We start from the raw sequence: 11,590 nt of genomic DNA, 5'->3' as shown, positions 1-11,590 counted from the left end.
GGTGGCAGGGTGGCGATCCGCGCCGCGACCGGCGGCAGGTGCAGCAGGCCGGCGGCCAGCGCGCCGGGGGAGGCCGGCAGCGCCGCCGCGACGCGGCTCAGCAGCCGCCGGTTGCGTGCCCAGTCCCAGGCGGTGGCGAGCGCTGCCGGGTCGAGCGCGACATGCCGGGTCGGCAGCCCGGCCGCCAGCCGGGCCAGCAGCGCGCCGTATTCCGGCAGCGCCGCGAGGTCGGCGATGGGATCGGCCGGCCGCGCGCGCGGCGCCGCCCCGGCCGGGTCGCGGCCGAGCAGGGCGCGGGTCGCGTGGACCAGGCCGGACTCGGGCGGAAGGGCGCCGTCCGGCATGGCGGCCGGGCCCTAGGCCGGACCGGGCCCAGGGGAATGCCCCTGGACGCCGGAGGATGCCGGGCAGGCCATGGCCGGCGCAGGCCGCGCGCGCGGATCGGGACGCGGCATGCGCTAGCCGTGCGCGTGGGCGATCAGGTTCTCCAGGTAGCGGCCATAGCCGCTGTTGCGCAGCGGCCGCGCCACCTCCAGCAGCTTCTCGTCGGTGATGAAGCCCTTGCGCCAGGCGATCTCCTCGGGCGAGGCGACCTTCTGGCCGGTGCGCTTCTCGATCACGCGGACGAATTCGCCGGCTTCCAGCATGCTTTCATGCGTGCCGGTGTCGAGCCAGGCATAGCCGCGGCCCATGCGGCAGACGCGCAGCGAGCCTTCCTCGAGATAGACCTTGTTCAGGTCGGTGATCTCCAGCTCGCCGCGCGGGGACGGGGCGAGCCCGCGGGCGATCTGCGGCGCGCGGCCGTCGTAGAAATAGAGGCCGGTGACCGCCCAGTCCGACTTCGGCTGCTTCGGCTTCTCCTCGATCGACAGGGCGCGGCCGGTGGCGTCGAATTCCACCACGCCATAGCGTTCGGGGTCGGAGACGCGGTAGGCGAAGACCGCCGCCCCCGTCTCCGGGATCACCTCGGCCATCCGCGCATCCATCTCATGGCCGTGGAAGATGTTGTCGCCGAGCACGAGGGCGGAGGGGCCACCGGCGAGGAATTCCTCGGCCAGCACCAGCGCCATGGCGATGCCGTTCGGCTTTTCCTGCACCTGGTATTCCAGGCGGATGCCCCACTGGCTGCCATCGCCCAGCAGGCGCCGGAACAGCGGCAGGTCATGCGGCGTGGAGATGATCATGATCTCCCGGATCCCGGCCAGCATGAGGACCGAGAGCGGGTAGTAGACCATCGGCTTGTCGAAGACCGGCAGCAGCTGCTTCGAGACGGCGAGCGTCGCCGGATAGAGCCGGGTGCCGCTGCCGCCGGCGAGGACGATGCCCTTCATCGCGTGGGATCCTTCATGGCTGCCGGACCGGCGGCGGGCCCAGGCGTAGCCGGGCACGCGGAGCCGGAATTCGGCAGTTGCTGTGCAAGGAGGTCGTCGAGGCAGCGCTCCAGGCCAGCCCGCCAGTCCGCGGGCGGAATGCCGAGCACGGTGGCGGCGCGGGTGCAGTCGAGCCGCGAATTGGCCGGGCGGCGCGCCTTGGTCGGGTATTCGTCGGTGGTGATCGCCGTGACCTTCGGCGCCGGCTGGCCGCGCCGCGCGGCCCCGGCGAAGATCGCCTCGGCGAAGCCGTGCCAGGTGGTGTAGGGCGCGCCGGTCAGGTGGGTGATGCCGAAGACGGCGTCGCCCGCCCGGGAGTCCACCAGGCGCGGCAGCAGCGCCATCGCGGCGGCGGCGAGGTCGGCGGCGAAGGTCGGCGCGCCGTGCTGGTCGGCGACCACGCGCAGCTCCGGCCTTTCCTTGCCGAAGCGCAGCATGGTCTTGACGAAATTGCCGCCATGCGGGGAGCAGACCCAGGCGGTGCGCAGGGTCACGCTGCGCGGCTGGGCGTCGTGCAGCAGCATCTCGCCCGCCAGCTTGCTGGCGCCATAGGCGCCGACCGGGTCGGGCGCGTCGGTCTCGACATAGGGCTCGGGCTTGCTGCCGTCGAAGACATAGTCGGTGGAGTAGTGCACCACCGGGATGTCGGCGCGGCGCGCGGCGCGGCCCAGCAGGCCCGGGCCGGTGGCATTCACCGCGAAGGCCAGCGCCCGGTCGTCCTCCGCCTTGTCCACCGCGGTATAGGCGGCGCAGTTCACCAGCGCCTGGGGCCGGACGCGGTCGAAGGCGGCGGCGATGTGGTCCGCCCGCGTCATGTCGAATTCCGGCGGCTCCAGCGCCACCGCCTCATGCCCCGCCGCGGCGAGGCGCGGCAGCAATTCACTGGCGATCTGCCCGGTGCGGCCGATGACGAGGACGCGCATCAGCCGGCCTTCTCGGCAAGGAGTCCCAGCCGCTGGCCGCTGTACTTCTTCTCCCGCAGCGGCTTCCACCACCACTCATTCGCCAGGTACCAGTCGATCGTGGCCGCGATGCCGCTCTCGAAACTCTGCTCCTGGCGCCAGCCAAGCTCCGTCTCGATCTTCGCGCAGTCGATGGCGTAGCGGTGGTCATGGCCCGGGCGGTCGGTGACGAAGCGGATCAGCTCCCGCCGCGGCCGCGCCGCCGGCACGCGCTGGTCCAGCAGGTCGCAGATGGTCTGCACGACCTCGAGGTTGCGGCGCTCGGCGCGGCCGCCGATGCAGTAGGTCTCGCCCACCCGGCCGCGCTCCACCACCGTGACCAGCGCCCGCGCATGGTCCTCCACATGCAGCCAGTCGCGGATGTTGCTGCCGTCGCCATAGACCGGCAGGTCCTTCCCCTCCAGCGCGTTCAGGATGACCAGCGGGATCAGCTTCTCCGGGAAGTGGTAGGGCCCGTAGTTGTTCGAGCAATTGGTGACCAGCACCGGCAGGCCGTAGGTCTCGTGCCAGGCGCGGACCAGGTGGTCGGACGCCGCCTTGCTGGCGGAATAGGGCGACCGCGGGTCATAGGCCGTGGTCTCGGAGAAGGCGCCCGTCGGGCCCAGCGAGCCGAAGACCTCGTCGGTCGAGATGTGGTGGAAGCGGAAGCGGGCCTTCGCCTGCCCCTCCAGCGACGCATGGTAGCCGCGCGCCGCCTCCAGCATGGAGAAGGTGCCGTTGATGTTGGTGCGGATGAAATCGGCCGCGCCGGTGATGGAGCGGTCCACATGGCTCTCGGCGGCCAGGTGCATCACCGCATCGGGGCGGAACGCCGCCATCGCGTCCCGCATGCGCGGCGTGTCGCAGATATCGGCTTCCAGGAATTCGAAGCCGTGCCTGCCCTCGCAGTCGCGGAGGCTGCGGCGGTCGCCGGCATAGGTCAGCTTGTCCACGACGAGGACGGCGGCGCCGCGATCCTGCACCAGCAGGCGGGCGACGGCCGAGCCGATGAAGCCGGCGCCGCCGGTGACCAGGATGCGCATCGGTTGGCTCCTCATGCGAAGGCCGGGGTCAGGTCGCGCAGCCGCGGCGCGCGCCGGTCCTTGTCGGAAAGCTGCACCTCCGCGGCGCCGAAGGGCCAGGGCAGCGCCAGGTCCGGGTCGTCCCAGGCGATGCCGGCATCGCAGTCCGGCGCGTAGAGATCGGTGACCTTGTAGGCCACCTCGGTATCCGGCGTCAGCGTGCAGAAGCCATGCGCGAAGCCGGTGGGCACATAGAGCTGGCGGCAATTCTCGGCGGTCAGCTCCGCCGCCACATGCCGGCCGTAGAAGGGCGAGGACCGGCGGATATCGACCGCGATGTCGAGGATGGCGCCGCGCAGCACCCGCACCAGCTTCGCCTGGGCATGCGGCGGCCGCTGGAAATGCATGCCGCGGATGGTGCCCGGCTGCGCCGAGAGCGAATGGTTGTCCTGCACGAAGACATCGGGGATGCCCAGCGCGGCGAAGTCGCGCGCGCTGTAGGTTTCCAGGAAGAAGCCGCGATGGTCGCCGAATCGGCGCGGCGTGATCAGCACCGGCCCGGGCAGGCCGAGGCCTTCGGCGGTGAAGTTCCCGGCCACGCGGCGGTCATCGCTCATCGGGCAGTCTCGGATGTTGCGCTCAGCCACGCGATTGTCTCCGGGCAGGTATGGCACATAGCGGTTCACCATGTCGGAACGGAGTTGCGGCAAGGTGTGGCCCTGCGTCGCCTGTTCCGTAACTGAACCTTAGTTGAGTTGAAATCCTTGTGAAGACAAGGGGCCGCAGCGGATAGGCGGGGTTTGGCGCGGCTTGTTTAACCGCTTCTTGACCCTTCGGCGCGACAGTGACGGCCAGTGGCCCCAGGACCGGGGCCGGTCCGGGGAAAAGCCTCATGCCGCTGAATTCCGTGAACACCAATGTCGGGGCCATGGTCGCGCTTCAGTCGCTGAACCGGACCTCGGACGAACTCTCCGCCACGCAGAAGAAGATCTCCACCGGCTACCGCGTCGCCGATGCGCGGGACGACGGCGCCGCCTATGCGGTGGCGGAGCGAATCCGCGGCGACATGGCGGCCACCAACTCGGCCAACCAGCAGCTCGGCGGCGTGAAGGGCCTGCTCGACGTCACCCAGGCGGCGCTGCAGAACGTCTCCACCTCGCTCCAGAAGCTGAAGGAGCTGACGGTGAAGCTGGCCGACGGCACCATCACCGACAGCCAGCGCACCCAGTACCAGGACCAGGTGAAGCAGCTCACCAACAACATCAAGGCCTTCATCGAGGACGCCACCTACAACGGCACCAACATCCTCGATGACGCCGCCGCCACCACGGTGAACGTCATCACCAACGGGTCCGGCAAGTACTACACCTTCAGCAGCTACTCGGCGCTGGCGCAGATCTGGAACACCATCTCCACCTCCAACGCCTGGGACCGCGCCTCCGCCTCGGATGCGCTGACGGCCGGCGGCGCGGTCACCACCGCGATCTCGCGCACGCTCACGCAGCTGAACAATTTCGGCAGCTACTCCAACTACATCGACACCCAGATCACCTACAACAAGTCGATCCTGGACGCCCAGGAAAGCGGCCTGGGTGCGCTGATCGATGCCGACATGGCGAAGGAAAGCGCCCGGCTGCAGGCTTTGCAGATCCGCCAGCAGCTCGGCACCCAGGCGCTCGGCATCGCCAACCAGGCGCCGCAGACCCTGCTGGGCCTGTTCCGGAACTGATCCAGGGGGTGCCGCGCCCCGGCCGGGGCCGCGCGGCACCGCCCTTCCCGCTCTCCCAGGCGCGCGCTATGGCCGCCGGCACCCGTCGCCGGAGGATCCCGATGCCGCGCCTGCCCCGCCGCGCCGCGCTGGCCGCGCCCGCCCTGCTGCTGCCGCTGGCCGCCCGGGCGCAGGAGGCATGGCCGACCCGGCCCGTCACCCTCATCGTCCCCTGGGCGCCGGGCGGGTCCAACGACGTCGCGGCGCGGCTGCTGGCGCCGGCGCTGGAAGCCCGCTTCGGCCAGCCCTTCGTGGTGGAGAACCGCCCGGGCGGCGGCGGCAGCCTGGGCATGGGCATGGCCGCGCGGGCCAGGCCGGACGGCCATACGCTGCTGGTCTCCTCCGCCTCCAACCATGTCTTCCACCCGCTGGCGGCGCCCGACCTGGGCTATGACGTGCAGCAGGCGCTGCTGCCGGTCTGCATGCTGGTGGACGTGCCGAACGTGCTCGCCGTCTCCAACGCCTTCGGCGTGCGCAGCGTGCCGGAACTGATCGCCAAGGTGCGCGCCACGCGCGGCGGGGTCAGCTTCGGCTCCTCGGGCGTCGCCTCCTCCAACCACCTGGCGGGGGAGCTGCTGAAGCTCCGCACCGGGCTCGACCTGACGCATATCCCCTATCGCGGCGGCGGCCAGGCGATCGCCGACCTGATCGGCAACACCGTCCCCATGGTGTTCCTGAACCTGCCCACCGTCTGGGGCCCGGCCTCGGCCGGGCAGGTGCGCATCCTCGGCGTCGGCTCGGCCGAACGCGTGCGCAGCCGGCCGGAGATCCCGACCATCCAGGAACAGGGCGTGCCGGACTATGCCGTGCGGTCCTGGACCGGCCTGTTTGCCCCGCGCGGCACGCCGGCCGTGGTGGCGGAGCGGCTGGCGCCGGCGCTGCGGGAGGTGATGGAGACGCCCGCCATCCGCCAGCGGCTGCTGGACATGGGCAGCGAGCCGATCTGGATGGACCCGGAGGAGACCGGCCGCTTCGTCCGCGCCGAGTATGAGCGCTGGGCGCCGGTGGTGAAGGCGGCGAACGTCAAGCCGGAATAGCGCGGCGCGCCGGCAGGCGCGGCGCCCGGACGCGGGCCGCCCTCCCCGGACCAGCGCCCGGCGCGGCTTGTGGTGGTCGCGCCGGGCGCCCTAGGCTCCTCCCGTCCAGGAACGACAGAGAACGGGAGGAATTGCATGGCCCTCACCAGGCGCCAGGCCCTTGGCGCGTCCATCGGCGCGGCCGCGGGCGGCAGCATCACGCGCGCCTTCGCCCAGACAGGCGGCCAATCGGGCGGCGGCGCCCGGCCGAAGCTGAAGCTCGGCATCATCACCGACCTCGCCGGCCCCTATGCCGACCTCAACCGCCCTTCCATGGCCTGCGCGCAGCAGGCGCTGGAGGATTTCGACGTCGCCGGCCGCGGCTGGGACGTGGAGATCCTGCTCGGCCAGCATTTCGACAAGGCGGACAACGCCGTCACCATCGCCCGGCAATGGTTCGACCGCGAAGGGGTGGATGCGCTGCTCGACGTCAACACCTCCGCCACCTCGCTCGCCGTCTCCTCGGTGGCGCGAGAGAAGAACAAGCCCCTGTTGCTCTCGGGCCCCGGCACCACGGAGCTGACCGGGCGGCAATGCTCGCCGAACCACATCCACTGGACCTGGGACACCTACATGCTGGCGCGCTCCAGCGGCTCGGCCGTGGTGCAGCGCGGCGGGGCCAGCTGGTTCTTCGTCGCGGCCGACTATTCCTTCGGCCAGCAGCTGGTGCGGGACGCCTCGGGCGTGGTGGAGGCCAAGGGCGGCAAGGTGCTGGGCAGCGCCTTCTACCCCTTCCCCGCGACCACCGACTTCTCGTCCCTGCTGCTGCGGGCCAAGGCGTCCGGCGCCAAGGTCCTCGCGCTGGGGAATGCCGGCGCCGATCTGCAGAATTGCATCAAGCAGGCGCATGAATTCGGCCTGAACCGCAGCATGACCATCGTCAGCCTGCTGACCTACGACACCGATGTGCGGGTGCTGGGGCTGCAGGTGGCGCAGAACCTGATCACCACCCAGGCCTATTACTGGGACCTCAACGACCGGACCCGCGCCTTCAACGACCGCGTCCGGCCGAAGACGCCGGAGCTGTGGCCGAACATGGCCAATGCCGGGATCTACGCCCAGACGCTGCACTACCTGAAGGCGGTGGCGGATATGGGCGTGCCGGCGGCCAAGGCGGACGGCGCCGCGGTGATCGCGCGGATGAAGGCGATGCCGACCGACGACGACTGCTTCGGGCCCGGCCGCGTCCGGGAGGATGGGCGCAAGCTGCATCCGGGCTACCTGATGCAGGTCAAGACCCCGGCCGAGAGCCGGTCCCGCTACGACGTGCTGAAGCTGCTGGCGACCGTCCCGCCCGAGGAGGCCTTCCGGCCGCTGGCGGAGGGTGGCTGCGCCTTCGTCAAGGCCTGAGGCCGGCGGGGCGGCCCGCGCCGCCCTGCCCTCCGCGGCGGTGCGGCATCCGCGACGGGACGCCGCATCACCGCGGCCGCGGGGCGGATGCCCGGGCAAGCCGCCCCGGGGCGGTTGCCCGTCGCCATGGCGCACGGCAACCAATCCGGCCAATTGAACCCGCCAGCATCTCCACCCGCCCGGGTGATTCCAGCCGAGCGGGATCCGCTCTAGGTGCCGCGGAAGGCGATGGCGTTGCGCAGCGCATGGACGATCAGCTCCATCCGCTGCTCGAAGCCCTCCGCCGCCGCGGCCCGCCCGGCCTGCTCCGCCCCGACAACGCCGCGCAGCACCGATCCCTCCAGCTGCTTCGCCATCGCATCCATCGCCGCCAGCGCGCCGGCCGTGCCCGTGCCCTCCAGCGCGGCGCGCAGGACCGCGATCTCGCCGAAGGCGGCGGCCAGCGCGGTCTCCAGCGCAATGATCTCGCCCCGCAGCCGCTCCGCATCCTCGCGCGCCATGCCGTGCCCCCTGTCCCTGGCCTCCAGCCTAGCGCTTCTGGAGACGCTCCGTCGCCCCGGCGCCCCAGGCCGCGGGCGTGCCCATCACGTCGCGCAGCGTCGCCCTGCGGTGATCCGGGAGGCCGAAGGGCCCCTGGGAGCCTCGAGTTTACCGGTCCTGGCAGGCTGCTAGGCTTCCGCCCCAAAGCGGGAGGAAACACCATGCGCGCCGCCATCTTCCACCAGGGCGGGTTCAGCACCGCCACGATCCCGGACCCGGTGCCGGCCGAGGGGCAGGTGCTGGTGCGCACCCGGGCCTGCGGCATCTGCGGGTCCGACCTGCACGCCGCCGCCTTCCCGACGATCTTCGCCGACCTCGCCCGCCGCACCGGGGGCCGCTTCCAGATGGTGGCGGACCGGCCCGTGGTCTTCGGGCACGAGTTCGTCGGCGAGGTGGTGGCGAACGGCCCGGGCACCGAAGGGCGCTTCAAGCCCGGCGACCTCGTCACCTCCATGCCGCTGACCATCGCCGGGCGGCAGGTGCAGGGCATCGGCTACAACCCGGACCTCGCCGGCGGCTTCGCCGAATACCTGCCGCTGGCCGAGCGCATGCTGCTGCCCATCCCGCCCGGGATGGACCCCGACCATGCCGCGCTGGTCGAGCCCATGGCGGTCGGCGTGCATGCCGTGGCCTTCGCGCGCACCACGCCGGAGGATGTGGCGCTGGTCATCGGCTGCGGCCCGATCGGCCTGGCCACCATCGCCGCGCTGAAGCTGCAGGGCATATCGCCGGTGATCGCGGCGGATTTCTCGCCGGCGCGGCGGGCGCTGGCGCGGCGCATGGGCGCCGACCTGGTGCTCGACCCCGCCACGGACTCTCCCTATGCGGCGTTGGAGCAGGCGGTGACGCCGGAAGGCTTCGATGCCGGCCGCTATGCGCAGCTGCTCGGCCTCTCGCCCCGCCGGCGGCCGGCGGTGGTGTTCGAATGCGTCGGCGTGCCGGGGGTGGTGCAGCAGATCATGGAAGGCGCGCCGGCCGGCGCCCGCATCGTCGTCGTCGGCGTCTGCATGGAACCCGACCGCATCGAGCCGCTCTTCGGCATCGTCAAGCAGCTCAGCCTGCAATTCGTGCTGGCCTATACGGCGGAGGAATTCGCCGCGACCCTTGGCCATATCGCCGCCGGGCGGATCGACGTGGCGCCGCTGATCACCGGCCGCACCGGCCTCGACGGCGTCGGCCAGGCCTTCAGGGACCTGGCCAGCCCGGAGGTCCACGCCAAGGTGCTGGTCGAGCCCTGGCGATAGGGCCTGTTGCGGGAGCGGCCCGTGGCCTGACCTGCAGGGCACCGGCGCCGCCGGCGGCATCGGCAACCGGGCCGGCGCCGCCATCCCTTCCGCGTCCGGTGCTCAGTCCACCTTGAAGCCGCTCTTCTCCACCACCGGCCGCCACCGCTCGATATCCTCGGCCAGGATGCGGCCGAGCGCGGCGGGGGAGGAGGTCTCGGGCTCCAGCCCGATGGTCAGCAGCTGGGCCTTCACCTCCGGCTCCATCGTCGCCGCCGCCAGCTCGGCGCCCAGCGCCGCGACCATCGGCGCCGGCGTGCCGGCCGGCGCGAAGAAGGCGTAGAAGCCGAAGCTCGCCTGGTCGGGGTGGCCGAGGTCGGCGATGGTCGGCACGTCCGGCGTGGTGATCCCGCGCTTCGGCCCGCTGGTCAGCACGATGCGCAGCTTGCCGTCGCGGTGGAAGGTCAGGAAGTCGGAGACGCCGCCGCAGCCCGCGGCGATATGCCCGGCCGTCAGGTCGGCGATGACCGGCGCCGCGCCCCGGTAGCCCACCGGCTCCAGCTCCACCCCGAAGGCGCCCGACAATTGCAGCCCGAAGAAATGCGTGGAGGAGCCGAGCGCGGTGCTGCCGAAGCTGCCGCGCCGCCCATCCGCCTTCACCCAGGCGATGTAGTCGCGGAAGTCCCGCGCCGGCAGGTGCGGCGCCAGCACCCAGCAGGTCTGCACCGTGCCGGTCATGGTCAGCGGCGCGAAATCCGTGCGCGGGTCCCAGGGCAGCCTGCGGAAGGTCAGCACCGGCTGGACCGTGCTGGCGCTGGGCGCGAAGAGAACCGTGGTGCCGTCCGGCGCCGCATGCTTCAGCGTCTCGCAGGCCAGGGTGCCGCTGGCGCCGACCTTGTTCTCGATGACGATGTTGCGCAGGTTGCCGCGCTTGCGCAGCGCCTCGGCGATCACCCGCCCCATGACATCGGTGCCGCCGCCGGGCGGGAAGCCGACCAGGATGCGGACGGTGCCTGTGGGCAGCGCGGCCCGGGCCGCCCCCGGCAGCAATGCGGCGGCGCCGGCGGCGCGCAGCAGGTCCCGGCGTGGCAGGCGCATGGCTTCCCTCCCCGTGGCAGATGTCGTTCCTGGACGCGGGAAGGCTGCGGCGCGCGCCGCCAGGCTGTCAATGCAAAGGCGTCACGGCGGCAGGCGGCCGGCGGCGGCCAGCACCTCGGCCAGCAGCCGCGCCTCGGCATCCTCGTAGCGCGGCGAGAAGTGGAAGGGCTCGATGCGCGTCGCGCCGGCCGCGCGGGCGATCTCGCCCGCGGCCCGGGTCGTCAGGTGGCGGCGGTCCAGCGCATGCGCCGCATCCGCGGCGGCGAAGGGCGCCTCGATGAACAGCATGTCGGCATCGCGCGCCAGGGCGATCGCGGCGGCGCGGTTCGCCGCCGTATCGGCGAGGTCGGTGAGGTAGGCGAGGCGCTGGCCAGGCGTCGCCTGCACCAGGTCGCGCAGGCCCGCCAGCGGCAGGGTCGGCGCGCCCGCCGCCGCCGAGGGCCGGGCGAAGACCGGGATCGGCGTGTCGTCCGGCGCGCCATCCGCCACCGCGCGCTTCAGCCCCGCCAGCCAGGGCCCGGTCGGCAGGCCGCGCGCCGCCAGCCGCGCGCCGCGGACATTCAGGTGGCCCGCCGCCTCCACCGCGAAGCCGAGGACGGGGATGCCATGGTCCAGCAGCCTGGCCCGCAGCCGCAGCGCGCCGAGCGCGAGCACGGTGCCATCCGCCACGGCCGGCCCGGGCGGCAGCGCTTCCGCCGCGAAGCCCGTGCGCAGGCGGAAGCGGCTGCGCGGCCAGGCCGCATCACCGGTCACCTCCGTCACCTCGAACACCAGGTCCGCCGCGATGCGGTCCACCAGGTTCCAGGTATAGGAGTGCAGCCGGTGCGACAGGCGCTGCGCGAAGCCCGGCGGCCCGACGACCTGCACCACCTTCTCCCGCCCGATCAGCACCCGCAGCAGCGCATCGAAGCCGGCCCAGTGGTCCATATGCGCGTGGCTGACGCCCAGCGCGCCGATGCGCAGCAGGTGGCGCGGCGCCAGCGCGGACAGGTCGCCGCAATCCAGCAGCAGCGCTTCCGCCTGGTGCGGCACCTCGACATGCAGGGCAGGGTCGCCGGTGCGGCCGTTCAGCAGCCTGGGATGCAGCATGTCGGGCATCCGCCGGCTGGTGCCATGGCCGGCCGGGCGGGTCGAGAGCGGGCGACCGATCCCGCCCCGCGCCGGCCCCGGCCGCGGCCCGGCCCGCCGCCGCAGCGCGGGCC

General features: G+C 72.3%; 12 protein-coding genes. 4 read left to right on the top strand and 8 right to left on the bottom strand.

Annotated elements, in window-relative coordinates; all coding sequences use genetic code 11:
* From E2C05_RS23145 to rfbC, 5 genes are all read right to left on the bottom strand, one after another.
* The coding region (locus E2C05_RS23145) for a hypothetical protein (RefSeq protein WP_205082984.1) at positions 1 to 344 on the bottom strand (344 nt) is incomplete at its 3' end.
* 114 nt (positions 345 to 458) lie between these two features.
* Positions 459 to 1,331, bottom strand: a complete 873-nt coding sequence (gene rfbA, locus E2C05_RS23140) for a glucose-1-phosphate thymidylyltransferase RfbA (protein WP_133222012.1) — start codon at positions 1,329 to 1,331, stop codon at positions 459 to 461.
* The gene (rfbD, locus tag E2C05_RS23135) at positions 1,328 to 2,293 is read right to left on the bottom strand and encodes a dTDP-4-dehydrorhamnose reductase (protein ID WP_133222011.1); all 966 of its coding nucleotides are present in this window, start codon (positions 2,291 to 2,293) and stop codon (positions 1,328 to 1,330) included. The genes rfbA and rfbD overlap by 4 nt, the downstream gene beginning before the upstream one ends.
* Positions 2,293 to 3,354 carry a dTDP-glucose 4,6-dehydratase gene (gene rfbB / locus E2C05_RS23130; RefSeq protein WP_133222010.1) on the bottom strand — a complete coding sequence of 354 codons (1,062 nt, stop codon included), beginning with the start codon at positions 3,352 to 3,354 and terminating at the stop codon, positions 2,293 to 2,295. Before rfbB ends, rfbD begins: the two co-directional genes overlap by 1 nt.
* 11 nt (positions 3,355 to 3,365) lie before the next feature.
* On the bottom strand, positions 3,366 to 3,950 hold the full coding sequence (gene rfbC, locus E2C05_RS23125) for a dTDP-4-dehydrorhamnose 3,5-epimerase (protein WP_133222009.1): 585 nt from the start codon (positions 3,948 to 3,950) through the stop codon (positions 3,366 to 3,368).
* Between the two features lie 275 nt (positions 3,951 to 4,225).
* Between rfbC and E2C05_RS23120 the strand changes: the two genes are divergently transcribed.
* The 3 genes from E2C05_RS23120 (at position 4,226) to E2C05_RS23110 (ending at position 7,527) form a co-directional block, all read left to right on the top strand.
* Positions 4,226 to 5,062 (top strand): flagellin, encoded by an 837-nt coding sequence (locus E2C05_RS23120; protein ID WP_133222008.1) that lies wholly within the window; start codon positions 4,226 to 4,228, stop codon positions 5,060 to 5,062.
* Positions 5,063 to 5,163: 101 nt separating this feature from the next.
* The gene (locus E2C05_RS23115; RefSeq protein ID WP_158292316.1) at positions 5,164 to 6,138 is read left to right on the top strand and encodes a Bug family tripartite tricarboxylate transporter substrate binding protein; all 975 of its coding nucleotides are present in this window, start codon (positions 5,164 to 5,166) and stop codon (positions 6,136 to 6,138) included.
* Positions 6,139 to 6,273: 135 nt separating this feature from the next.
* The gene (locus tag E2C05_RS23110; RefSeq protein WP_133222006.1) at positions 6,274 to 7,527 is read left to right on the top strand and encodes an ABC transporter substrate-binding protein; all 1,254 of its coding nucleotides are present in this window, start codon (positions 6,274 to 6,276) and stop codon (positions 7,525 to 7,527) included.
* Positions 7,528 to 7,736: 209 nt separating this feature from the next.
* Here the strand turns inward: E2C05_RS23110 and E2C05_RS23105 are convergent, their stop codons facing one another.
* Positions 7,737 to 8,027, bottom strand: coding sequence for a hypothetical protein (locus E2C05_RS23105; RefSeq protein ID WP_133222005.1), 291 nt, complete (start codon positions 8,025 to 8,027; stop codon positions 7,737 to 7,739).
* 201 nt (positions 8,028 to 8,228) lie between these two features.
* Between E2C05_RS23105 and E2C05_RS23100 the strand changes: the two genes are divergently transcribed.
* Entirely contained in the window at positions 8,229 to 9,311 is a 1,083-nt protein-coding gene (locus tag E2C05_RS23100) for a zinc-binding dehydrogenase (protein WP_133222004.1), read from the top strand.
* Between the two features lie 102 nt (positions 9,312 to 9,413).
* Here E2C05_RS23100 and E2C05_RS23095 read toward each other — a convergent pair whose 3' ends face one another.
* Both E2C05_RS23095 and E2C05_RS23090 read right to left on the bottom strand, forming a co-directional pair.
* Positions 9,414 to 10,388, bottom strand: a complete 975-nt coding sequence (locus E2C05_RS23095) for a tripartite tricarboxylate transporter substrate-binding protein (RefSeq protein ID WP_133222003.1) — start codon at positions 10,386 to 10,388, stop codon at positions 9,414 to 9,416.
* Between the two features lie 81 nt (positions 10,389 to 10,469).
* A partial coding sequence (locus E2C05_RS23090) for an MBL fold metallo-hydrolase (RefSeq protein ID WP_133222002.1) occupies positions 10,470 to 11,590 on the bottom strand: 1,121 nt, incomplete at its 5' end.

It is taken from the genome of Paracraurococcus ruber (assembly GCF_004353985.1).
GTDB lineage: Bacteria > Pseudomonadota > Alphaproteobacteria > Acetobacterales > Acetobacteraceae > Paracraurococcus > Paracraurococcus ruber.
Note: the sequence above shows the minus strand (reverse complement) of the source record. Positions and strands in the feature narration are given on the sequence as shown.

Excerpts from the sequence above, each read along its gene's own strand:
- rfbD (WP_133222011.1), bottom strand. The coding sequence starts at position 2,293 with ATGCGCGTCCTCGTCATCGGCCGCACCGGGCAGATCGCCAGTGAATTG.
- E2C05_RS23115 (WP_158292316.1), top strand. The coding sequence starts at position 5,164 with ATGCCGCGCCTGCCCCGCCGCGCCGCGCTGGCCGCGCCCGCCCTGCTG.
- E2C05_RS23095 (WP_133222003.1), bottom strand. The coding sequence starts at position 10,388 with ATGCGCCTGCCACGCCGGGACCTGCTGCGCGCCGCCGGCGCCGCCGCA.
- E2C05_RS23110 (WP_133222006.1), top strand. The coding sequence starts at position 6,274 with ATGGCCCTCACCAGGCGCCAGGCCCTTGGCGCGTCCATCGGCGCGGCC.
- E2C05_RS23120 (WP_133222008.1), top strand. The coding sequence starts at position 4,226 with ATGCCGCTGAATTCCGTGAACACCAATGTCGGGGCCATGGTCGCGCTT.
- E2C05_RS23105 (WP_133222005.1), bottom strand. The coding sequence starts at position 8,027 with ATGGCGCGCGAGGATGCGGAGCGGCTGCGGGGCGAGATCATTGCGCTG.
- rfbA (WP_133222012.1), bottom strand. The coding sequence starts at position 1,331 with ATGAAGGGCATCGTCCTCGCCGGCGGCAGCGGCACCCGGCTCTATCCG.
- rfbB (WP_133222010.1), bottom strand. The coding sequence starts at position 3,354 with ATGCGCATCCTGGTCACCGGCGGCGCCGGCTTCATCGGCTCGGCCGTC.
- E2C05_RS23100 (WP_133222004.1), top strand. The coding sequence starts at position 8,229 with ATGCGCGCCGCCATCTTCCACCAGGGCGGGTTCAGCACCGCCACGATC.
- rfbC (WP_133222009.1), bottom strand. The coding sequence starts at position 3,950 with ATGAGCGATGACCGCCGCGTGGCCGGGAACTTCACCGCCGAAGGCCTC.